We start from the raw sequence: 22,241 nt of genomic DNA on the forward strand, positions 1-22,241 counted from the left end.
GCCTACCGCCGCAATTGGATGCCGGCCCGGGTCCGCATTGGACGGATGTCCCGCGGGATGACAGGCAAGCAGGTCGCAACGTAACGAAACACGTTTTCCCCGACCCTGCTTTCCGACCGGAGGCAGGGTTTTTTATTCCCCGGAATCAACCAGCGAAACCTGGCGCCGCCCAATGAGCGGCGGCCCAACGGAGCGGGCGAAGGTCAAAGCTCGCTCCCGCCCCCCCAAATGGATACGCTCCAAACAGCTAAAACGGCTTTGGAAAGAACAGACTCCAGCTTGGTGTCGAGCCTCCGCGCGTTGCCGCCCGCGGCGTGGATCCTTTTCCTCGGGATGTTCCTGAACAAGTTCGGCGCATTCGTCGTGCCGTTTCTGGCGCTGTATCTCACCCGCCTCGGGTTCACGCTGGCGGATGCGGGTCTCGCCATCGGTGCCTACGGCGTGGGCAACTTTGTGGCCTCCTTCCTCGGCGGTCATCTGGCCGACACCATCGGCCGGCGGAAAACCATTTTGCTTTCGATGTTTTGCGGCGCCGGCACGCTGCTGCTGCTCTCACAGGCGCGCGCATTGCCCGAGATCATCGCCCTGGCCGGGCTGGCGGGATTGGCCGGCGAATTCTACCGGCCGGCGTGCAGCGCGCTGCTGACCGATCTGGTGCCGCCCCACCAACGGGTGACAGCCTTTGCCGCCTACCGGATGTCGTTCAACGCCGGCTGGGCCTTTGGTCCCGCCACCGCCGGCTTTCTGGCGACCAAAGGTTATTTCTGGCTCTTCGTTGGCGATGCGGCCACCTCGGCGCTGTTCGGGCTCGTCGCCTGGCTGGCCCTGCCCAAGGACACCCACCGGCCGCGGTCGGACAACGGCTGGCCGGAGGCCATCCGGGTCGTCCGCCGGGACCGGAACTTTCATCAGCTCATTCTGGCGTCGTTGTTCGTCGCCTTTGTGTTCATGCAGATGAGTTCCACCTTCAGCGTGCACGTGACCCAGCTGGGATTCTCGGCCGCGACCTACGGGGCGTTGATTTCGTTGAACGGCGCGCTCGTGGTCCTGTGCGAACTGCCGCTCACCACGCTCACCCGGCGATTCCCGGCGCGCCGCGTGCTGGCCGTTGGCTATGCGCTGATCGGCGTGGGCTTCGCCCTGAACGCGTGGGCTCGCACGGTGCCGGAACTGACGGTGTGCATCATCATCTTCACGCTCGGCGAAATGGTGGCCATCCCGGTGTCGTCCGCCGTGGTCGCCAACCTGGCGCCCGCCCATTTGCGGGGCCGTTACATGGGCATGTATGGGCTCAGCTTCGCGCTGGCCTTGATCCTGGGGCCCGGGCTGGGACTGAAGCTGCTCGCGCTGAATCCAACGGCGTTGTGGCTCGGCTGCGGCGCGCTGGGGCTGCTCGGCGCGGCCATCATCTCGAAGGAAATCAAAATTGCCGGTGCCACGTTTGTGCCGGAACCGGTCGCGAAAGCCGCGGGCTCAGACTGAGCCCGCGGCCGGAGCCCGCCCCATCGGGGCAGAGCAGTGCCCGGCGGCTCGCCGGTGTGTTCGGATGCGCAGGGATCGAAAGTCCCGTTGCGGAACCGACGGTCATTTCCGGAAAAAGAAAAAGGGCGGCCGAAGCCGCCCTTGGATGTTTTGAAAAAGTGACGCGATCAGGGATAGACGAGACGGAAATAAGCCGCCGCACCGCTGATCGTGTTCGTGTAGGGACTGGAAGTAGCCACCACGTTGGTGATGCCGGTGACGTCCGTGCCGGAGGCGAGTTTGAACAGGCCGGTCGCATCATCCCAACTGACAATGGCCTGATCCCCCGCAACCGCGATGTTGAGCGCGACCGGCGTGGGAGCCGGGGGTGCACTGACAATCGCACCTGCATAAGTCGGAACGAGTTGATAACCACTGGTGAAGGGTGCTGATGAATCAAACTGGGAAATGTAACCCGTCACGTTGACCAGCCCACCGGGAATCGGCTGCCCAGCAATATCTGACAGCCGGGAATCGATGAACAAAACAAAGGTTTGATTCGCCTGGTTGGTAATGGTGACCGTTGCGCCGCTTGGAAAATTCGTCCCTGTGCCACCATTGTTGATGGTCACGTTTTGAACGGTGACGAGCGAAGCCTCAAAATTCGTTTCCATCAACGGGGCGTCGTTGAGGTCGGCAAAGTCGAACAGTTTGGGAGCGATCTCCAAACCACTCGGCCCCAGGTTGGCCACACTATGAGTGGGATTCGCGGAGTTCAGATTAAGTTCCAAAACCCCATTAAACTGACCAACCGGGCCGGTGATTTGCATTATGTCTCCATAGGCAGGGCGCGTGGTGGTGTCGCCCGCGATGAACACGTCAATAGCGGCCAAAGTGTTGGTGTCCTCAATGAAGAAAGACGCATTCGCGGCCGTGGTCATGTTTGCGCGACTGATGACCACACCGGTGACCGTGTAAAGATTGGTGGTATCGTTGGGAGTCCAGTTCACCAGATCCTGGTTGGTGCGAAGCGCGAGAATCGTCGTCGGGATTGGAACGCGCGTCTCGACATTGATTGCCGCCGGTGGATCGTTGGTAACTGAACCAGCAGAGTTGGCAATGACGACATAATAGTTGCCCGCGTCAGCAGTTGAAACCGGGGAGATCAGCAGGGTTGAAGTGCCGTTGCCCACCGGCGTGTTGAAATCATCCTTATACCACTGGTAGGTGAACGGTGCCGTGCCGCTGTTTGCGACGGTCAGCGTCAAATTATCGCCGACGTAGGCCGTTTGACTCTGAGGTGGCGTGGTGATGAGCGGCGGATTGACAACAACCTCGACGTTGGTGAAGCCCAGATTGACGTTATCGATGCCAACTGAGGGGCGGCTGCCCGAGCCACTGCTTCCGGAAAGGGCCGCAATCCGGATCCAAATGGGACCGGGCTGATTGTCCAACAGCGTGCCAAAGTCAATCGTGGCGTGGGTGGCTCCGAACACTCCGCCATCGGTGGTGTTGGACGCCGTAAAAAAGTTGTTCGACACAACGGTGAAGGAGGTGGGCAGGCTGAACCCATCGGGGCTGACACCGAAATCAACCGTCCAGGACTGTTCGCGACCCTGCACGCTGAGAAGCAGCATGTCCATATCCAGCTTGAAATGTCCAAAGCCAAGCGTGTCCGCCAACTTAAGGGTAAACGCCGCTCCCGGATCCCCAAACGAACCTGTGGAGCGCAATCCAAGCGCGCGATTGCTCGCGTTCGTCTGGATGCCAAAGGACTCGGTGCCCACGAAATTGGTTCCCCCCTCGTAGCTGTAAGTCGAAGCGAAGTTTTTGAAGGCACCCGCACTATCAGACCAGCCGTTGGTAGGCCCAGCCCGGAAAGCTGTGACAACCGTGCCAAGGGCAGTAGCACTGGCCCCCGTGTAAAGCACCCATTCGCCGGGCAGCCCGGAAACGCTCATGGCATCGAAATTTTGGGCATAGTTGGTGCCCGACAGGGTGAGCGGCTGGGCAACCGATTTCGCGGTCGCCAACGCGGCGATTACCGCCAGCACAGCATTGAGGATTAGTTTGCTTTTCACTTTCATGTCTATGTTTCGGGTTGCTTTTTGAGGTGATCGTCGGGGGATCTGAGATTTTAAGGATTCACTTCCCGGTAGAGCGGATTCCAAATGATGTCGGGGTTGAGCGGCTCATTGCCATTGGCCTGCTGATTGTTGATGTAAGACTGCTTGTAGTAGGCCGAGTGTCCATCCATGAACACAAGTATGCCGCCAAGCTTGTTGTGACGTTTCGGGAATGCGCGCCAGCGAGCCGCCGGGTTCACCGAGTAATACGGGTTTGCCGGCCCCTCGGTGGAATCAAAATACTGATCCGTCATGAACACGGTGGACGAGGTTTTGGAGATCGCCACGATTTTGAGCATTTGAGGATAGGGATAGGTTCCCGCACTGACCCCGGAAGGGTCCGATTTCTTCAGATCAATGTTCATTACGATGCTAAAAAAACCGTTTGCACCGCCTCCACTCACGTTTTGGATGTCACTTGCGGGCATGCTGGCGGCAGGGCAGTGCCATATCTTTCCAACACCGCCTGGGAACGGCATGACCTGCGCGTTGTTTTGCGGGTTGCTGCCAACATTCACCGCATAGACCCGCAGCGCCTTCTCGCCCACCAGTTCCGGCAACAGGTTGAACCAGGCGTTTGGATCGAAAGCGGTGCCTGTCTGAACACCATTGTATGTGTTTCCTGGGTATTGGCCGTTTTGCCCCATGCCGTCGCGCGGCATCCGGTCGCTGTTGTCACCCACATAAATTTGAAGCGCCAGCCCCCATTGGCGTTGATTGGAAAGACAATTTGCCGTCCTCGCTTTATCCTTCGCCTTGGACAAGGCGGGCAGGAGCATGGCGGCAAGGATCGCGATGATGGCGATGACGACCAGCAGCTCGATAAGGGTGAACGCCCGCGTCTGGACTCGGGCACGGTTGGCACACGGCTTCTCTTTTGGCATACCTAACTGATTGACTCCTCTGCGCTTCACTCCCGGCGCGTCACTCCCGCGCTGCTGGCAGCAAAATCGAGCGAACCCTAGTCGCATCAAACGGGCTTGGCAAGTGGTTGGCGTTACGAATGGGTGAAAAGTTATCAGCACACTCTTCACAGCCCATGAAAGCAGACAATCAAAGGTGCAGCACCATCAGAATCCCTTCACCCTTCCGCCAAATCCGCTACTGCGCCGCGCGGATTCAGTCGGGCAGCCAGCGCAGTTCGGTGTTGTTGGTGCGGGCCTTGTTGGCCGCCAAATCCCAGTAGGCAGACACGCCGAAGCGCTGGGCGTGGCCGTCCAAAAAAGTGAATTGCGCGCCGGCACTGTGAAGGTTGGTATGGACGTAGGTCCAGGAGCCGACGGCGGGCAGGTTCTTGGAATCAAACAGCCAGACCGTCGGGGTGGGATGCGGAATCGAGGTCAGCCGCCGGGGCAGATTGGCCGCGCCGGTGCCATTGACGTTTTCGTTGAGGCAATAATGGAACAGGTTGTTGCCATTGCTGCGGCGTTTGTTGCTCGGGCAAATCCAGACCGAACGGCCCGGATCGGCGTTCGCATCCTTGCGCCAGGGCTGGTCGTGGTAACGCGGGAGCCCGAGGGTTTGCGGGAGTTGAATATACCAGCCGGTGTTGGTGGCGGTATCGCTGGGATTGGGCGTGCCGTCTGGTGGCAGGAAATCGCTGTTGTCGCCCGCGTAGAGCTGCGTCGCGAGCCCCCATTGCTTGAGATTGTTGAGGCAGAAGACGGCGTTGGCCTTTTCCTTCGCCTTGCCCAGAGCGGGGAGCAGCAGCGCCGCCAGAATCGCAATGATGGCAATGACCACCAGCAGTTCGATCAGCGTAAACGCGGCGGGCCGGGAAGTTCTGGGAATCACTCGTCGCACGGCTCTGATTACGACTGCACCCTAACGAGCACGGCCAGCCGGCGCAAGGCTCTGCCCAGCTCCCGCCCCTCAACGGGCACTCTGGGCTACAAGCACTATGCCCACCAGCATCGCTGATGCGGCGAGCGCCACCACCAAGGTCCAGAAAGCGTTACGGAGCTTGCGCCGCGCCATGAACGTCTGGTCCGAAGGAAACAGCCGCCGCGCAATTTGGGTTTCCCATTGCATACGACTCGTGAATCCGAGGCTGACCAAGGCCAAATCAAAACCCTCCCTCATTGGAGGGCCGGGAACCTTGGGTGACGGTGGCGAGCATGACGCCGATACGGAGAGGCGTCAACGGGAATATGTCGCCTATCGGTGACGTAGCACGAGATGGTCGCCGAGCGGTTGCATGGGATACTGGAGTTCCTCCGCCGAGGGCATCTCCACGTCAAAGCTGCGGAAATGAGCGTTGGTCGGGTATTCAACGTGCAACCGCCAGCCGTCGAGTTTCCATTGGAACGGCGTGTCCACCGCCACCTGCCCGGTCTGAACAATGGCCCGGTGTTCACCAGTGCCGTTGGCGTGAAAGGTCAATTCCCATTGCATGTCCGGCTGCCGCAATAAATCGAGCCAGTAACGCTGCGTTTCGCGGTAGGCCTTTGGATCAAAACGGTCCGCCACCATGGCATTTTCGCTGGTGACCGTGCCGGTCCCCTCCTGTCGCAGGACGGTGGTGGGACGCGGCAGGAACTGGGCGCGTGCCAGGGCGGCGGCCGACGCATCGACGTCAACCGTCCACGTGCCCGGCAGGGCGCGTTGCACCTCGGCGGGCGACGTCGCGGGCAAAGCCACCCGCGCGGGCGGCAGATCGTAAGACTTGCTGGCACAACCGGCGCCCAGCCAGATGATGCCTGCCATGACCGTCATCCATGTCGCGATGCGCGCGTGATTCATTGCCGCATTGAAAGCAGCCGTTGCGAGCGAGTCAAGGAGCGCGGCAGCCAGACCTGCGAATCGCGTTCGCCAAATACAACCGGCCCCGGCGACTTTGGCCAACTGCTTTGGCTGCAACTTGATTTCAATCCGGCCGGCCCCTTGACGTCACCGGCAGCGGGCCTACGTTGACTCAGGCTGGTGTGGGTAAAAGGTCGGGGCGGTCCCCCGCCGGGGAAGTAGCCCGCGAGATCGTCCGAATTTGGTTGGTTCCGGAGTTGTTGCGAAAGGTGCCCACACCAGCCGCCAGCGTTTTCTCCCCCTGCGGTTCTCTCGCGACAGCCTGGCGGGGCAATTCAAGCAAAACCCGCCGCGCAAACGGACCAGTGTGACCGGCGTTGGCTCCGGTAAGGGGCAGGCCGCGTTTCTCCCATCCGAATGTCACCTCGCCGGCTCATATCGCATCGCCACCACCCCCGAGCGGAAGTCCCGCCGGCTCACGAGCTTCAAGTCGAGATGCCTCGACAGCCCCGCGAACAACGTCGGTCCGTGGCCCGCGAGCCTGGGATGCACCACGAACTCGTAATCATCAATCAATCCCAACTCCGCCAATGCCAACGGGAGCGTCACGCCCCCCACGAACAGCCCTTGGCCTGCGCCCCGCTTGAGCTGCTCGACGGCCTGGGCCAAATCTCCGCGCAGCAGCTCCGCATTCCAATCGACCCGCTCCAGCGTGTTCGACACGATATACTTCTTTGCGGCGTCGATCGTGCGGGCGAAGGGTTCCATCCACTCGGTCATCCATTCCGGCCGCCGCCCATCTGCTGGCCACCGCCACGCGGCCCGCATCATTTCGTAAGTGACCCGCCCAAAGAGCAGGGCATCGGCTTGGGCCAGTTTCTCGGCCCAGAAACGATGCAGTTCTTCGTCGGTGGAACCGGCACGATGATCGACGCAGCCGTCCAACGTGACGTTTATGGAATACCGAAGGGGTCGCATTACGTGCTCCTGATGCCGCCTAGACGTCCAAGAACTGAGTCACGCCGCCGGGAACTCCCGCCAGCCCGAAACCCGCGGCGCAAACGGACCGGTGCAGCCGGCGTTGGCGCCAGTGATGTTAGGCAAAATCTTCTCAATCATTGAAAGCCTTCTCAAGCTTGCCAGAGTAATCAAAATATACCAAACCCACTTGGCGCTTCAATGGGCGCTCATACACCCAGTTGCCGTGAAGCACCTGCGATGGCGGTCCAAGAATCGCCGCGACCTGATTCGTGGTGAGCCCCGGCGTGAGACGAGCAAGCGTCGCTTGGGAAAAAATCTCGGTGGATAAATACTGCCACCCAAGAAAACCAATGAGAAGCAACAAACATCCTGCTGCAAAAAGCCATCTCATATCCAGTGAACTCTATGCCGCCTAGCCAGTATGGCTTTCGCTGAAAGTGAAACCGAGTCTGCGCTTCGGAGTAAACGTGGGTTGCGCCGTGCGAGCGGCGCCGAGCCACAAGTTGTGGGACTCACGCCCCAAACAACGCAGGAACGAAGAGCAGACTCCATGAAGACCTATCTACTCCGCCCGGCCCCGTCCGTCCAGCGCCAATCCCGCTCCGGAACCCCGTAGTGGGACAGGCATCTTGCCTGTCCGGTGAACCAGCCAGTGGCCCCTCACGCTGACGGGCGAACAGTTTTTGCACCGTTTCCTGCAACACGTGCTGCCGAAGGGACTGCAACGCGTGCGGCACTACGGCTGGTTGAGCGCGACGGCGAAGGAACGCTTCGAGTGCATCCGCGCGCTGCTCGACGGGCAGGCACCCCAGCCCTTGCCCGGGCCGGCGGCGCAAAACCGGCAGCGCCAGCGCCGTGAGGACGCCAATCGGGCAGTGAACGGGCGCTCTGAAGCGGGCAGGCTTCAAAAGGAAAAGACAAGGAACGGCTGGAAAAAAACCCCTGGCTCGTTCAACCCCTGACAGCTTTGGCGCTCCTTCCGCTTCGCTCAGTCGGCCAAAGCGATCTTGTTTCGTTAGGTGCCATTTGTCGGCTCCACTCTAATCAAATGTGGTGCGACTGCTTTCTGCCACAAATCACTATGAGACGTGTGAAATCCAGGCTGCTCCATCTCCCGAAAGAGCGTGGCGACCTGCTCATCCGAAAGTGCAACCTGACGCAATGAGCCATCGGCTTGAAGCGCATACACGGCGCGGCGGTCGAAACTCGGATGAACTTCATGACCATGAATGCTCGTAAGCTGATTGCGGTCTGAAAAGCTCGTGCTCCCACCGCCATGCTCCGCAGTCCACGCGATGACAAAAAGCAACTGGCCGGTCGGGTCTCGCTGCGTCAACACCTCCGTAGCGGTCTCGTGGTCAGCATTGCCATATGAAGCCGATGAACCACCACCAAACCTCGTCCCACAACCGGCGACTAGGCTAACCAAAATTGCTGAAATAAGAATGAGGCGTGTCATAGGGCACCTAGCCAGTATTGCTTTCGGTGAAAGTGAAAGCGCTGTCTACGCTCCAGAGTGAACGTGGGTTGCGTCGCGCGAGCGGCGCCGAGCCACCGGTTGTGGGACGCACGCCCCGGACAAGACAGGAACGAAGGACAGCCACCATGCGGACCTATCTACTCCGTCAAGCCCAGCCCGTCCAGCGCCAATCCCACTCGGGCCGGAGCGCCGAGCATGGCCCAGCCCGCTGCCCACATCAAATCAACCGTCTCCTGACTCATGAGACTTCACCGGAGGCAGCCTGCCTCTGCCGTGTATATCTTTTTTTCTCTCCGGCATACTGGAAGAGCCTTTCGCTAACGGCACTGATCGCCAATACAACCATCAACCACACAATCCACCGATGACGATTGATGGCAACGTAACCCCAACACAACGCAGCAACGAGCCAGATGACAATCGACAAGGTCGGAAATTTTGGCGCCAGAACTGCTGCTGGAATCTTAAGCCGATCGGCGGCTAATTTGGCTTCCGTTTCGGAGAGTCTATACCCCACGGGCAGCTCGGCACCGCAAAAACCGCATTTGCAATTCCTGCGGTTGTAAACCACTCCATTGCAACTTGGACATTGAAGACTCATCGCATTTATTGTGGCCTGGCCGGAACCGGCGTGGAACGCGCAGACGCGCCTGCGCTCCGCGTCTGCTGCGCTCCGCGCAGCCACCTCGCCGGTTCAACTCAACCCAAACCTCGCGCTTGACTCATGAGCCCTCTCACGAGGCGCCATGAGCATGGACCGCGGTCAGCGGAGCGGGCGTTTCGTGTTCGTGACACGCCTGAACCTCGACGGTGACGTGAACCAGTTCCTCGTGTGCGCGGAACAACGCGCGATAGTCCTCCACCGGTTTCGGTTGGTGGGCCACGATGGCCACGATGGCCGCAAATTTGCCGGCGCCGATCTGCCAGATGTGCAAATCCGTCACGAGCGAATCACCATCCGCCTCCACATCCCGCCGCATCACCTCCGGCAGGTCGGAGGTTTCCGGCGTGCGATCCAGCAGGATGCCGCTGGTATCCCGCACCAGGCCATAAGCCCACAGGCCTACAATCAGGCTCCCCACCAGGCCCATCACCGGATCCAACCAGGACCAGCCGTAAAACTTTCCCGCCAGCAACGCGACAATCGCCGTCACCGACGTCATGGCATCGGCCAGCACGTGCAAATAAGCCGCGCGCAAATTCAAGTCGTGATGCTCCTGCGTGCCGCCGTGGGAATGATGATGGTCATGGTCGTGCGGGTGCTCATGACCGTGGTGGTGGTGATGATGATGGTGGGCGTCCTTGAAAATCAGCGCGCAGACCAGATTGACCACCAGACCGATGACCGCGACGAGAATGGCCTGGTCGAAGTGAATGGGCGCCGGCGTGAACAACCGGTGCACTGATTCTCCCGCCATCAACAGGGCGACCATGGCCAGGACGATGGCGCTCGCGAACCCGCCCAGCACGCCCATCTTGCCCGTGCCGAAACTGTAACGCGCATCCCGGGCATGCTTGCGACTGAAATGATACGCCAGCGCCGTGATCAGGAACGCGGCCACATGCGTGCTCATGTGCCAGCCATCGGCCAGCAGCGCCATCGAGTTGAAGGTGACGCCCGCGGCAATCTCCACCAACATCATCACCGCGGTGATGACGATGACGAGCCGGGTGCGGCTTTCGGCCACGGACGAATCCGCGGTGAAATCGTGCGAGTGTTGCCAGGCTGCCGGATTGGCGCGATGCATGGGCGGGAGAATAAATCGCCAACCGCCGGACCGCAATGCGCCGCCGCGTCACGGCTGGGCCAGCCGATAGTAACGATTGCCCTGCGGCGGGTTGACCACGATGAATTTGTTCGTGCCGTCGTTGTTCACGCTTTCCGCCGGTGCCACCCAGTTGGTGGTGCCAAGATTGAGGTTCTGTTGCAGCACCCAGCCGTCCGCGGGCGCGGGCCAGGCAACCACCACCGTGTTCGTGCTCGTGCGGAAAATGCTCAGCCGCGGCGCGCCCGGCGTCTGCACCGCGTAGAGCGACCAGAAGCCGCCCGTGACCGAGTAAGGGCCGCCCTGCAACGTCTGCGGGCTGGCATCGGGCTGGCCAATGGTGCCGGAGACCGAATACACACCACCGGTGCTCGTGCCGCCGCCGCCATCCACGGTAAACCAGTCGATGGAGTATTGCGCCATGGCGCCCAGCGCGGCGAGCAGCACGCCGACCGCGACGATGAGGCGCCCGGCGCGGGTCCGGGTCGGCCGGATGCCCGGCGGGGTGCCGGCGGGATGGACTTGGTTGTTCATGGTGTCCGCCTGTTTATCAGATTTCATTTCCCGCCTCCATTCAACAGTTGGTTTAACTGACCTTCCAGCTTGTCCAGCCGGGTTTGCAACGCCGTGATTTCGGATTCTTTCTCTTCCAACCTCTGGTTCAAGCCTTGAATCGCCGCCAGCGCCACGCCATCGGCATCCACCATGGCGATGTGCTTGTCGTCCGCCCCGACGTGGAACGCCGCCTGAAAATCCTGCGCCACCGGACCGAGGTGCGGCGTCGTTTCGCCGATGTAGTTCCAGCGTTGAATCGGCAGTTCAACCACCTGTTCCAGAATCCGCGCCGAATCCACCGGCGCGAAATGCTCCTTCACGTTCCGGTCGCTGGAGCCAATCACCGTGCCGGTGGCCAGAATGTTGCCCACGACGTGCAGACTCTCCTGCGGGGCGTTCGTGCCAATTCCCATGCGTCCGCTGGCCGCAAAGGTGAACAACGGCGCGGCCGAGCTGTTGTAGATGCGCAGGGCGTTGAGCGATGCGCTGCCGCTGCCATCGTAGCCCAGGCTCATCGCCATGTTGCCGGCGCTCTCGTAGAAGCTGATGCCATTCAGGGTGCCGTTGGTGGCGACAGGATTTGAGCCGCCGCCGACGAGCAGATTGAGCAGATTGGCGGCAGAGGCGCTGACGGGAGCCAGCGTGCGGTGGAGCACGGTGCCACCATTGACCTGCAATGCGCCCACGGGATTCGTGGTGCCGATCCCGACGCCGCCACTGGCCCGGATGAGAAACTGGTTGCTGCCGCTTGAGGCAAAGTCGGCGTCCGTCGCGTCCGCCCAGACAAACGTGCCGAAATGGTTCGCCTTGGCCCGGTGCCCGGCCGCAAACGCAGAGCCCGCGGCGGTGTTGCCCGAGCCGCCCGGAATCACCGCCCCGCCGCCATCGGCCAGGATGGTGTTGCCGTAACCACCGCCAATGGTCGCATAATCCGCGTTGGACTGGATCGTGTTGCCGGAGCCGCCGCTGATGGTGCTGAAGTCCGCATTGGTAACGATGGTCTGGCTGGCCCCACCGGCAATCGTATCGGCGCCGCCGAATGTTACGGTGCCGCTTCCGCGCGTGGCCCAGATGTAATTGGCCACCCCGCCGCCAATGGCCGATCCGTTTCCAAAGAATCCGTCCCCGGCAATCCGGTTCTCGGAACCGCCGGCAATGGTGGAGTGCCCAGACAACAGAACTTGATTCTGATACCCGCCCGCAACCGTCGCATCGCCCCCATTGACCAGATTCAGCCGCCCACCGCCCACCGTTCCAAAATCCGCCAGCACCGCGTTGGTTGACCGGAAGCCGCCGTCGTTAGTCGCCCCGCCGCCGGCGATGGTCGCGCCCACGATGCCCGGTGCGACGAAATTGCCCAAGGATCCGCCAATGACATTGGGGGCGCCGCTGCCATTATTCTCCAGCCGCAACGCGCGGCTGCCATTGACGCGCATTTCCAGCGGCTGGTCATCCGTCGTGCCCAGAAAGTCCGCCCCCGCGCTGGTGCCGGCGTTGCCGTTGAGCAGCCAGACCTGGCTGGTCCGCGCCACGTTGCCGGCGAGCCGCTCGTCCGGCACGGTCCCGGACACGAGTTCCGCCGCATTCAATCCGGTCAAACCCGCGCCGCTGCCGGCAAAACTGTTGCTGGCGTTGTCAAACACCACCACCTCCGAGTAGGTGCCCCCGAGATTGGTGCTGGGCAGCGGGCCGCTCAATTGCGCCGCCGGGAGCACGCCCGTCAAATTCCCCGCCGCCACGGCATAAGGAGCTGGCGTCAGCCGTTGTCGCGGTGACAGCAAAGTGAATGGCCCGATGACGGTGCGCATTTCAAGCTGCAGCCAGCGGTCGGGGCCGGTGAAATTCGGGCCGAAGTCGAGCGGCAAAACGAAGAGGCCGTTGGTGGCCTGCACGATGACGCTGGCCGGATTGTTGGCCGCCACTTGCGTGCCATTGGTCGGCGCATCCCAGAGCGTGGGCTGAAACTCCACGCTGCCGGTGAAGGCGCCATTGCCGCTGTCCAGCCGGCCCTGATACGTGAAAGCCGTGCCTTGGGCCGAGGCGATTTGCAGCCCGAGGCCGGGCGCGGCAAACAGCAGCAGCCACCGGGCGCGGCCGAGAAATGTGATTTGATTTTTCATGCGCACGTTCCTTTCAATCGAACCCGTCGCGAGACTTGGTTTGCGGTTCATCGGGCGGCCTTCGCTGGCCGCCCGCGCCACGCGCCGTCACCCACGGCAACCGGGTGCGCACGTTGGTTTGGCCGGCAATGATTGTTGCGCTCACGGGACGCGTCATTGCGGGCCAATCGCTATGAAATGAAAAAACTGGTCGGACGCGGTGCCGTTGGCGTCCCAAGTGTCAATGTAAACGACGCCGGCGCTCGGCGAAGAGACGGTGGCCATTTGGGCGATGCCGTGTTGCACCGTCGCCACCACCACCGGCGCGCCGCTGAAAGCGGGACTGAAAGTGACGGTGTAGGCACCAGTGCCCGTGTGCGACACCGTGAAACCCGACCCCACGAGGATGACGCCGTCATTGCGCACCTGGCCGCGCACCAGGCGCATTCCAGATTCCGACGTGCCGAGCGCGGTGTATTGCCCGCTGGATCCCAGCGCAATCTGGCCACGCACGTCCAGTTTGGCGTTGGGCGCCGGAGTGCCGATGCCGACCGAGCCGTAATACTTTACCGTTAGGAGCTGATTCCCGGCCGGTGCGTCGAGAAAGGCAAACTCGCCCCCGCTGCCGCCCAGATGGAAGCGGTATTGGTAGTTCGTCGAGCCGATGCCGTAACCGCCGGGAAACAGGATCTTCGAATCGGCCGAATTGAATCCGAAGTCCAGCGGCGCATTGGGAAAGGTTGTGCCGATGCCGACCCGCTGCCGGGCATCCCAGACCAACGCCACCTGCGCGCCGTTGGTGCCGTAGCTGCCCAGCGCCCCGCCACCTTCACCAAACAGCACCGGACCATTCGGACCATTGTCATAAAACGAGCCGGTAAAATTCTTCTTTCCCGCCGCATACCAGCCCAGCCCGTTCTTCACGTTGTTGTCGCCGCGCAACCACAGATTGCCGTCATTCAACCGCAGGTCGGTCGTCTGCATTTCCCCCGAGACCGTGGCGTCGCCGTTGACGGTGATGTTGCCGTTGAACGTGTTGTCCGAATTGAGCCAGGCCACGGGCGCGTCGGACTGTTTCCGGATGGCAAAGACATGCGCGGCACTGGAGCCTGCCGCGATGGCCAGAACATTATTTAACCCGGCGGGAACACCGGACTCGCCGTAAGTGTTGTCGCCCCAGGCCACCACGGTTCCGTCCGCTTTCAAGGCGGCGCTGCTGATGAACCCGGCGGCGATGGCGACCACGTTGCTCAAACCCGGCGGGACAATCGCCTGGCCATAGTCAACACCATCGTCGGGATTGTTGGTCAGGCCGGCGCCCCACGCCACCACCGTGCCGTCGTTTTTCAACGCCAGTGTATGAACCGCGCCGGCCGAGATGGCCACGACGTTGCTCAGCCCCGGCGGAATGTTGGTCTCGCCATAACCGGCGCCACCCCATGCGACCACGGTCCCGTCGCTGCGCAGCGCCGCGCTGAAAGTGTCACCGGCGGAAATCGCCGTGACGTTGCTCAACCCCGGCGGCACGATCGACTGGCCCGTGTCCGGAATGCTCCCGGCGTTGGTGGTGCCCGCCCCCCACGCGACAACCGTGCCGTCCGCTTTCAGGGCCAGACTGTGATAGACCCCCCGCGGAAATGGCCACCGCGGTCGTCAAATTGGAGGGCACGAGGGATTGACCGTAATCGGATCCGCTGCCTCCGCCGTTGGTCAGCCCCGCGCCCCACGCCACGACCGTTCCGTTGGCACGCAAGGCCAGGCTGTGAGCCAGGCCCGCAGAAATCGCGATCACGTTGCTCAAGCCTTCCGGCACGATGGCCTGGCCAAAATCAAAAAGGCTGCCCGGATCGTTCGTCCGCCCCGCGCCCCAGGCAATGACCGTGCCGTCGGCTTTCAACGCGAGGCTGTGGCCCTGGCCCGCGGCGACGCTGACAATGTTCTGCGCGTTGGTCGGAGCGCTGCGCTGCCCATACTGATCCCAGCCCCAGGACGTGAGCGAAGTATTGGTCGAGAACAGCACCAGCGACGTCGGCGAAAGGTTCGTCAGGCCCGTGCCGTCACCGCTGAACCCGCCGCTGAAAGTGTTGCTGCCGTTGTTGAACGTCACCGCGCCCGAATACGTTCCCCCCAGCTGCGTGGCGGGCAGCGTGCCGGTCAATTGCGAGGCGGCAATCACCCCCTGCACTCCGATGGCATACGGCGCGGCCGTCAACCGCTGGGCCGGATTCAACGCCGCAAAGCCGTTCACACCGTCGTTGAACCAGATGCGCAATTCCAAATCCGGCCGGGCAAAAATCGCCGCGTCCAGCGCCGCCATGTTCGCCAGCGCCGGGTCGCCCAACGTCACCGTGAACAGACCGTTGCTGACGGCCACGCTCACGGCGGCGCCCGGTTCGCTGCCGTCCACGCTCGTGCCGTCGTTGCTCCAGTAGGTCGTGTAGAAAATATTGTCGGGCGGCGCGGCGATCGTCACGACCGGCGCGCTGGCATAGCCGGCGCCCGGCGTCAGCACGGTGATGCCGTTGACCACGCCGCCACTGACGTTGGCGACGGCGGTGGCGCCGGAACCGCCGCCACCTGAAAAAATCACCCCCGCATTGCCGGTATAGCCGCTGCCGCCATCCGTAATCGCGCAACTGCTGACGAACTGGTTGGGCGCCACGCCACCCATGATGGCCGTGGCGGTGGCGCGCCGGCTGGTGTTGGTGCTGGTGACGAGCGCAAACTTGAACTGCCCCACGCCGTTGAAGTCACTGCCGCCGCTGCGGACGCGGCCCTGATAGGTGAACAGCACGCCCTGGGCCAAAGCGGCAGGCGCTTGGCCGAGCAGGCCGGCAAGCCCGGCGAGCGCTGCGGCGCGGACGATGTTGCGCGGGCAAAGGGAGGCTGGATTCATAGGCTGGAGGAGGTTGGCGGCCGCGGCAGGCGTTGACCGCTGCGGCTCTGGAATGGTTGCAGAAGCATTCCCGCCTACCGCGGACGGTTCCTTCAGTCCAATTTGAAGGCCCCTGGAGCGTCAGGTGCGGCCCTCATCCTGGCTGGCCGCCCGTGTCACGGAATGGCGCAAGTTGTCGCTCTAATCTTCCAAAGCAGCGTTTCTAAATCCACTGAAGCAAAAGTTCAAGCCTGAATCGCCGGCCGCCGGCCGCGACGCGGAGGAAAGTTGTATTCGGCACCGGGACAGGTGTTATGTATCGTGGCGCCACCAAACCCGATGAACCTCACGATGAACAAGCTCGGCTGGATGCTTCCTTTGCTCACCGCCACCTGCCTTTGGGCGGCCGACAAACCTGAGCCTGTGGCCCACACCGGGACGAACGAATCTCCCGCCCGGGCCAAATCGGCGAAGACCAAAGCCGATGACCAGTCGCTGGCCACGATTCCGGACGCCACGCACCAGCCGGTGCTCACGACCAATTCAATCACGGTTGGAGGCGAGCGGCTGACGTATGTCGCGGAGACCGGCATGCTGCCGTTGCTCAAGGCCGACGGCACGGCGCGCGCCTCGGTGTTTTACGTTGCCTACACGCTGCCAGGCGCCACCAATCACGCCGCCCGCCCGGTCACATTCTGTTTCAACGGCGGCCCCGGCTCTTCGTCGGTCTGGCTTCACTTGGGTGCCTTCGGTCCGCGGCGCGTGAAGATGAACGACGATGGCACCCTGCCCCGGCCGCCATTTGGCCTGCAGGACAACGCGTATTCGATTCTGCCCGCGACAGACCTGGTGTTCATCGATCCAGTGGCCACCGGTTTCAGCCGGCCAGCCAAGGAGGAAAAGAGCGACCAGTTCTTCGGGCAGTCCGGCGACATCGAATCCGTGGGCGATTTCATCCGGCTCTGGACCACGCGCAACGAGCGCTGGCTCTCGCCCAAATTCCTGTGTGGCGAAAGCTACGGCGTGTTCCGCGCCGCGGGCCTGGCGGAACATTTGCGCTCGCGCTACGGCATGTATCTCAACGGGCTGATCCTCGTCTCGGGCGTGCTGGATTTCGCCACGCTGAGCGACGGGCCGGCGAATGATCTGCCGGACCTGGTCTTTCTGCCCAGCTACACGGCCGTGGCCCATTTCCATCGGAAACTTCCGCCGGATTTGCAGGCCGATCTGCCGAAAGCCCTGGCGGAAGCCCGCAATTTTTGTCGCACCGAATATCCCACGGCCTTGCTGCAAGGCGCGGCGCTGCCGGCCGAGGAGCGGTCCAGAATCGTTCAAGAACTGGCGCGCCTGACCGGCCTGCCTGCAACACTGATTGAGGACAACAATCTGCGCGTTGACGCCTCGGTGTTTCGCAAGGCCCTGTTGAAGGACAAAGGCGAAATCATCGGCCGCTACGACGGGCGCATCACCGGCCGCGATGCCGATCCGGCCTCGCCGGTGCCGCGGTTCGACCCTTCCTATGCCGCCGCTTACGGCCCCTTCTCCGCCGCCATGAACGCCTACGTGCGCGGGGAGTTAAAGTTCGTGGACGATCTGCCCTACGAAATCCTCACCGGCACCGGGCCGTGGAATTTTGACGTGCGCAACAGCTATCCCAGCGTGTCCGGACAGCTTGCGTCCGCACTGAGCCAGAATCCGCACCTGCGGGTGCTGGTGTGCGCCGGTTTGTGCGACCTGGCCTGCCCGGAGGCGGGCATCCGTTACTCCGTCGAACACATGCCGCTCGATCCCGCCTACCGCGCCCACATCACGTTCGCGGAATTTCAGGCCGGCCACATGATGTATGTGAATCTGCCCGACTTGCAAAAGCTGCAGGGCGACGTGGAAAAATTCATTCGCGAGTAACGCCGCAGTCCGCGCACACGTCGCCGCTTCACAACCGTCCGGCGCTTGGCAGACGGCCCCGACCGTCCGGCAGCGGCGCGCCATGTTCAGCCCGGCCCGTTCTGCAAATTGCGTTTCCCCCGCCCCGCTTTCCTGTTTTCCTGAGTTTCGGATCCGCCAACATGATTGCCCGCGTCACCCTCGAAATCGCCCTCCGCAAGGAATTCGATTATGCCATTCCGCCCGAGCTGGCCGGCCAGGTGGATGTCGGTTCCCGTGTGCAGGTGCCGTTCGGTCCGCGCAAGGTCCTCGGCGTCGTGACCGCCGTGGCCGAGGAATCCGAGCACACCCAACTCAAGAGCATCATCAAAATCATCGGGGCGCAAACGCTCGTCACGCCCAAGGTGCTCGCGCTCGCCCGGTGGATTGCGGATTACTATTGCTGCCCGCCCGAAATCGCCCTCAAGAGCGTCCTGCCCGAGGCGGTGCGCAAGGAGGAGGCGGGCTGGCGCGAACGGCTGTTTGTGCGCGCGCTGCCGGTGACGGGAGAATTCCCCAAACTGCCCAGGCGCCAGCAGGAAGTCTGGAACCTCATTGAGGAACGGCGGGAACTGCCATTGCAGGAACTGCTCGCGCTCGCGGAAACCACCGCCGCCACCGTGCGCCGCCTCGAAGATCACGGGCTCATCAACATCAGCAGCGAGATTTCCGAACGCGACCCCTACGCGCATGAGCAGATCGTGCCCACGCAGGCGATGGCACTGAACGCGGCGCAAGCCAAAGCGTTCGAGGCAATCAAGGCCGCGATGGACGCCGGTGGCACCCGCGTCCCGCGGGTCGGTTCGGGCGTCCCGCCCGAACCTCAACCTTCAACCTTCCTCCTCCACGGCGTCACGGGCTCCGGCAAGACCGAGGTTTACCTTCAGGCCATCGACCACGCACTGACTCAGGGCAAGGGCGCCATCGTGCTCGTGCCGGAAATCTCGCTCACACCGCAGACGGTTGAACGGTTCAAAGCCCGCTTCAGTCACGGCCCAAATCAGACATTGGTGGCCGTGCTGCATTCGCACCTTTCCGCGGGCGAACGCCATGATGAATGGCACAAAATCCGCCAGGGCCGCGCGCGCATTGTGATTGGCGCACGCTCGGCGATTTTCGCGCCGGTTGAACCGCTCGGGCTCATCATTGTGGACGAGGAACACGAGCACACCTACAAACAGGAAGAAGCACCGCGTTACCACGCGCGCGATGTCGCGGTGGTGCGCGGCCAGCGTGAGGACGCCGTGGTTGTGCTCGGCTCCGCCACGCCCTCGCTCGAGAGTTTTTACAACTGCAAGAAGGGCAAATACACGCTCCTCGAACTCCCGGAGCGCGCCGACCACGCGAAGCTCCCGCTGGTCCGCGTCGTGGACATGCGCCAGACCGCGCGCAAGGAAAAGGGCATCCCGATCTTTTCGCCGCAGTTGAAGGAAGCCATCCACCAACGCCTCGAACGCGGTGAGCAGACCATTTTGTTTTTGAACCGCCGCGGCTATTCGTCGTCCCTGGAATGCCCCAAGTGCGGCTTCGTGGCGGAATGCCCGAATTGCAGCATCTCGCTCACCTATCATCGCCGCGAACAAAAGCTCGCCTGCCACATTTGCGGTCACCAGGACAAGGTCCCCGCGGCGTGCCCAAAGTGTCAGAACCCCGCCATTCGCTACGCCGGTCTGGGCACGGAAAAAGTCGAGGACATCCTTGGCAAACTGTTCCCTCAGGCCCGGCTGCGCCGCATGGATTCAGACATCATGAAGCGCAAGGAAGATTACCGCCGCGTGCTCGGCGAATTTCGCACCGGCAAGGTGGACATCCTCGTCGGCACGCAGATGATCGCCAAGGGCCTGCATTTTCCCAACGTGACCCTCGTCGGCATCATCTTCGCCGACATGGCGCTGCATCAGCCCGATTTCCGCGCCGGCGAACGCACCTTCCAATTGCTCACACAAGTCTCTGGCCGCGCCGGCCGGGGCGACGTCGAAGGCGAGGTGTTTGTGCAAAGCTTCACGCCCTTTCATCCGGCCATTCAATATGCGCGCCGCCACGACTTCGCGGGCTTCTACGAACAGGAGATTGAGTTCCGGCAGCAATTGAACTACCCGCCCTTCGCGCGCATCGCCCTGCTGACGCTCAAAGGGCGCAACGAGCAAAAAGTCCAGTTCGCCGCTGAACATCTCCGGCGCGAACTTGAAAACCTGACGGGCAATCTGGCCGGCACCATCCTGTTGGGCCCCGCGCCCGCGCCGTTGCTGCGCGCCGAAACGTTCTACCGCTATCAAATCATGCTGCGCGTGCGCCAGATGCCCGAACTGAGCCGGCGGCTCGCCCGGTTGTTCACCGGCCTCGTCCTCCCCGACGACGTGACCGCCACCGTGGACATCGATCCGGTGAGCCTCTCCTGAATCCGTCCTGCCGCACGCGAAAGCGGTGTTGAACGGAAAGGCGCACGGCCCAAAAAACGAATCTTGCACCGCGCGAGTTGGCGATTAAGCTTCGGGACGCTTCAGGCGGCGGGGTAGCCAAGTGGTAAGGCAGAGCTCTGCAAAAGCTCCATTCGTCGGTTCGATTCCGACCCTCGCCTCCAACTAAAACCCTTTGTTTATAGGGGTTTTGTTGGGGTGGGAGGGAAAATCTTCAACGAAATCTTCAACGGTTTTAGCTCCCGCTCACTATCCGGCACGAACACGGCACATACACGCCGAGTGCCCGGATGCGGGAGAAATCCAAGCCTCATATCCTTACAAAATGAAAGCGCAGGATATGACGCAACGGTATCGGAAGTTCAAACGCTCCTGGGGCATGTGGTATGCCTTCGACAATGTGACGGGCAATTCGGTCAGCCTCAAAACCCGCGTGAAGGCGGAAGCGGAAACCAAAGTTGCCGCCATGAACGAGACGGAACGCCAGCCGTCAATCAGCCTCGGGCTGGCCAAAGTGTATCTCAACGCCACTGACCCCAAGTTGGCAACCCGCACCTGGCAGGAGGTCATGGAACACATCGTCGCCAAAAAGAAGGATGAGACGCAGCGACGGTGGGAAGTGGCGATCAAGGATGCGAATTTTGACTGCATCCGCAACCTGCCGGTGGCCGAGACACGGCCCGAACATTTCGACAAGGCGCTGGCCGATGGCAAAGTGTCCACCAATGTTTATCTCCGCCGCATTCACAATCACGCGCTCGGCATGGAATGGTTGCTCAAGTCGGTCATTCCTCGGTTGCAATGGCCGAAGCCGGTGTTCAAGCCGAAGCGCGCCATCACGGCTGAGGAACATCGCAGAATCCTCGATGCCGAAGCCATTGCGGCGAAACGCAACCAGGGTTCACGAAACAGCGATCAACCTCACTATGACGAACGTCGCGACTTTTACGAACTCCTCTGGCACACGGGCGCGGCGCAGTCGGATGCGGCCCATCTGCTGGCGGAGGATGTGGACTGGAATCAGCGGACGATTTGTTACTCGCGCAAGAAGCTCAAGGGCCGCGCCAACATCAAGCCGGCGCTGATCCGGTTCGGCGCGGAAGTGGAAGCCATCCTGCGGCGGCGTCCTCAGACCGGGCCGCTGTTCCCCTACTTGCGCACGGTGCGGGCGGGAGATCGGGCAACGGAGTTCCGGCAGCGGGTCGTCGGACTTGGCATCAAGGGCGTGTCGTTGCATTCGTATCGGTATGCGTGGGCCGAACGCGCTTTGAAGTGCGGCTACCCGGAGCGGTTCGCGCAACAGGCTCTCGGACACAACTCGAAGGCAGTCCATCACGCTTACTCGAAACACGCCGAAGTGACCGTGCCGTCGCTGGATGATTGGGAAAAGTCCTTCCGGACGGGCACTATTTCAAAGCCTGAACTGCCGGAAGTGAAGGTGTTGCCGGTAAATTTTCGCAGTGCGCCGGCATCGCCAGACAAGCATGAAAGTGACGGTGAATCGTTGGCACTCGCGCAACGGAATTGAAAGTTGAATCGTTGGGAATGGGTGCAAGGGCTGTGACCGATAAGGCGGGTGTTCCGGCCGCCACGAGCGGAGCGGGCGGAACATTGCGGTGACGTTCAAAACTATGGCGGCGGTTCGGTCGGTCGCCGGGGGGCTTGAAGCCCGACTCTGAAGATCGAGGATGTGAGGGGCTTTACGGCCAGGTGCTTCTACTGATACTCGCTGGTGAATGGAATTGGCGGGATTTCAGCGTCAGCAAATGGCAATTGACTGGAAGGAATGTGAGGATTGACAGGAAACGGAATACAT

General features: G+C 61.9%; 18 protein-coding genes and 1 tRNA gene. 6 read left to right on the forward strand and 13 right to left on the reverse strand.

Annotation, left to right across the window (positions count from 1 at the left end):
- Positions 1-228 precede the first annotated feature (228 nt).
- Positions 229-1,482: an MFS transporter gene (locus VFV96_09275; protein ID HEU5070588.1), complete on the forward strand. Its 1,254-nt coding sequence runs from the start codon at positions 229-231 to the stop codon at positions 1,480-1,482.
- A 167-nt stretch (positions 1,483-1,649) separates the two neighbouring features.
- Here the strand turns inward: VFV96_09275 and VFV96_09280 are convergent, their stop codons facing one another.
- The 7 genes from VFV96_09280 to VFV96_09310 form a co-directional block, all read right to left on the reverse strand.
- A complete protein-coding gene (locus VFV96_09280; GenBank protein ID HEU5070589.1) occupies positions 1,650-3,542 on the reverse strand; it encodes an immunoglobulin domain-containing protein in 1,893 nt (630 codons plus the stop codon).
- A 56-nt stretch (positions 3,543-3,598) separates the two neighbouring features.
- A complete protein-coding gene (locus VFV96_09285) occupies positions 3,599-4,471 on the reverse strand; it encodes a prepilin-type N-terminal cleavage/methylation domain-containing protein (GenBank protein ID HEU5070590.1) in 873 nt (290 codons plus the stop codon).
- Between the two features lie 235 nt (positions 4,472-4,706).
- Positions 4,707-5,390: a prepilin-type N-terminal cleavage/methylation domain-containing protein gene (locus VFV96_09290; GenBank protein ID HEU5070591.1), complete on the reverse strand. Its 684-nt coding sequence runs from the start codon at positions 5,388-5,390 to the stop codon at positions 4,707-4,709.
- A gap of 69 nt (positions 5,391-5,459) precedes the next feature.
- Positions 5,460-5,618 carry a hypothetical protein gene (locus tag VFV96_09295; GenBank protein HEU5070592.1) on the reverse strand — a complete coding sequence of 53 codons (159 nt, stop codon included), beginning with the start codon at positions 5,616-5,618 and terminating at the stop codon, positions 5,460-5,462.
- A 126-nt stretch (positions 5,619-5,744) separates the two neighbouring features.
- Complete coding sequence (locus VFV96_09300; GenBank protein ID HEU5070593.1) at positions 5,745-6,329, reverse strand: hypothetical protein; 585 nt, start codon at positions 6,327-6,329, stop codon at positions 5,745-5,747.
- Positions 6,330-6,749: 420 nt separating this feature from the next.
- Positions 6,750-7,307, reverse strand: coding sequence for a dihydrofolate reductase family protein (locus VFV96_09305; GenBank protein HEU5070594.1), 558 nt, complete (start codon positions 7,305-7,307; stop codon positions 6,750-6,752).
- 133 nt (positions 7,308-7,440) lie between these two features.
- Complete coding sequence (locus VFV96_09310; GenBank protein ID HEU5070595.1) at positions 7,441-7,701, reverse strand: hypothetical protein; 261 nt, start codon at positions 7,699-7,701, stop codon at positions 7,441-7,443.
- Positions 7,702-7,975: 274 nt separating this feature from the next.
- On the opposite strand from VFV96_09310, the gene VFV96_09315 reads away from it, so the two are divergent.
- Complete coding sequence (locus VFV96_09315) at positions 7,976-8,272, forward strand: transposase (GenBank protein HEU5070596.1); 297 nt, start codon at positions 7,976-7,978, stop codon at positions 8,270-8,272.
- 53 nt (positions 8,273-8,325) lie between these two features.
- Here the strand turns inward: VFV96_09315 and VFV96_09320 are convergent, their stop codons facing one another.
- The 6 genes from VFV96_09320 to VFV96_09345 all read right to left on the reverse strand — a co-directional run bounded on the left by VFV96_09320 (position 8,326) and on the right by VFV96_09345 (position 16,106).
- Positions 8,326-8,769, reverse strand: coding sequence for a hypothetical protein (locus VFV96_09320; GenBank protein ID HEU5070597.1), 444 nt, complete (start codon positions 8,767-8,769; stop codon positions 8,326-8,328).
- Between the two features lie 755 nt (positions 8,770-9,524).
- Positions 9,525-10,538 (reverse strand): CDF family Co(II)/Ni(II) efflux transporter DmeF, encoded by a 1,014-nt coding sequence (gene dmeF, locus VFV96_09325; protein HEU5070598.1) that lies wholly within the window; start codon positions 10,536-10,538, stop codon positions 9,525-9,527.
- A gap of 48 nt (positions 10,539-10,586) precedes the next feature.
- Entirely contained in the window at positions 10,587-11,117 is a 531-nt protein-coding gene (locus tag VFV96_09330) for a hypothetical protein (GenBank protein HEU5070599.1), read from the reverse strand.
- Complete coding sequence (locus tag VFV96_09335) at positions 11,114-13,231, reverse strand: tail fiber domain-containing protein (GenBank protein HEU5070600.1); 2,118 nt, start codon at positions 13,229-13,231, stop codon at positions 11,114-11,116. Before VFV96_09335 ends, VFV96_09330 begins: the two co-directional genes overlap by 4 nt.
- A 153-nt stretch (positions 13,232-13,384) precedes the next feature.
- Positions 13,385-14,737 carry a hypothetical protein gene (locus VFV96_09340; protein ID HEU5070601.1) on the reverse strand — a complete coding sequence of 451 codons (1,353 nt, stop codon included), beginning with the start codon at positions 14,735-14,737 and terminating at the stop codon, positions 13,385-13,387.
- Positions 14,694-16,106, reverse strand: a complete 1,413-nt coding sequence (locus VFV96_09345) for a hypothetical protein (protein HEU5070602.1) — start codon at positions 16,104-16,106, stop codon at positions 14,694-14,696. The genes VFV96_09340 and VFV96_09345 overlap by 44 nt, the downstream gene beginning before the upstream one ends.
- A gap of 318 nt (positions 16,107-16,424) precedes the next feature.
- Between VFV96_09345 and VFV96_09350 the strand changes: the two genes are divergently transcribed.
- The 4 genes from VFV96_09350 (at position 16,425) to VFV96_09365 (ending at position 21,953) form a co-directional block, all read left to right on the forward strand.
- Positions 16,425-17,990 carry a peptidase S10 gene (locus VFV96_09350; GenBank protein ID HEU5070603.1) on the forward strand — a complete coding sequence of 522 codons (1,566 nt, stop codon included), beginning with the start codon at positions 16,425-16,427 and terminating at the stop codon, positions 17,988-17,990.
- Positions 17,991-18,151: 161 nt separating this feature from the next.
- Complete coding sequence (gene priA, locus VFV96_09355; GenBank protein HEU5070604.1) at positions 18,152-20,407, forward strand: primosomal protein N'; 2,256 nt, start codon at positions 18,152-18,154, stop codon at positions 20,405-20,407.
- A 107-nt stretch (positions 20,408-20,514) separates the two neighbouring features.
- Positions 20,515-20,589, forward strand: a tRNA-Cys gene (locus tag VFV96_09360).
- 161 nt (positions 20,590-20,750) lie between these two features.
- Entirely contained in the window at positions 20,751-21,953 is a 1,203-nt protein-coding gene (locus tag VFV96_09365; protein ID HEU5070605.1) for a tyrosine-type recombinase/integrase, read from the forward strand.
- Positions 21,954-22,241: the final 288 nt, after the last annotated feature.

This window comes from Verrucomicrobiia bacterium, assembly GCA_035765895.1.
In the GTDB taxonomy this organism is placed as follows: Bacteria; Verrucomicrobiota; Verrucomicrobiia; order Limisphaerales; family DSYF01; genus DSYF01.

What these genes read in the sequence shown, in the direction of transcription:
- VFV96_09305 (HEU5070594.1), bottom strand. Translation starts at nt 7,307, where the DNA reads ATGCGACCCCTTCGGTATTCCATAAACGTCACGTTGGACGGCTGCGTC.
- VFV96_09365 (HEU5070605.1), top strand. Translation starts at nt 20,751, where the DNA reads ATGAAAGCGCAGGATATGACGCAACGGTATCGGAAGTTCAAACGCTCC.
- VFV96_09345 (HEU5070602.1), bottom strand. Translation starts at nt 16,106, where the DNA reads ATGAATCCAGCCTCCCTTTGCCCGCGCAACATCGTCCGCGCCGCAGCG.
- VFV96_09330 (HEU5070599.1), bottom strand. Translation starts at nt 11,117, where the DNA reads ATGAAATCTGATAAACAGGCGGACACCATGAACAACCAAGTCCATCCC.
- dmeF (HEU5070598.1), bottom strand. Translation starts at nt 10,538, where the DNA reads ATGCATCGCGCCAATCCGGCAGCCTGGCAACACTCGCACGATTTCACC.
- VFV96_09350 (HEU5070603.1), top strand. Translation starts at nt 16,425, where the DNA reads ATGAACCTCACGATGAACAAGCTCGGCTGGATGCTTCCTTTGCTCACC.
- VFV96_09285 (HEU5070590.1), bottom strand. Translation starts at nt 4,471, where the DNA reads ATGCCAAAAGAGAAGCCGTGTGCCAACCGTGCCCGAGTCCAGACGCGG.
- VFV96_09310 (HEU5070595.1), bottom strand. Translation starts at nt 7,701, where the DNA reads ATGAGATGGCTTTTTGCAGCAGGATGTTTGTTGCTTCTCATTGGTTTT.
- VFV96_09300 (HEU5070593.1), bottom strand. Translation starts at nt 6,329, where the DNA reads ATGAATCACGCGCGCATCGCGACATGGATGACGGTCATGGCAGGCATC.
- VFV96_09335 (HEU5070600.1), bottom strand. Translation starts at nt 13,231, where the DNA reads ATGAAAAATCAAATCACATTTCTCGGCCGCGCCCGGTGGCTGCTGCTG.
- VFV96_09295 (HEU5070592.1), bottom strand. Translation starts at nt 5,618, where the DNA reads ATGCAATGGGAAACCCAAATTGCGCGGCGGCTGTTTCCTTCGGACCAG.
- priA (HEU5070604.1), top strand. Translation starts at nt 18,152, where the DNA reads ATGATTGCCCGCGTCACCCTCGAAATCGCCCTCCGCAAGGAATTCGAT.
- VFV96_09275 (HEU5070588.1), top strand. Translation starts at nt 229, where the DNA reads ATGGATACGCTCCAAACAGCTAAAACGGCTTTGGAAAGAACAGACTCC.
- VFV96_09320 (HEU5070597.1), bottom strand. Translation starts at nt 8,769, where the DNA reads ATGACACGCCTCATTCTTATTTCAGCAATTTTGGTTAGCCTAGTCGCC.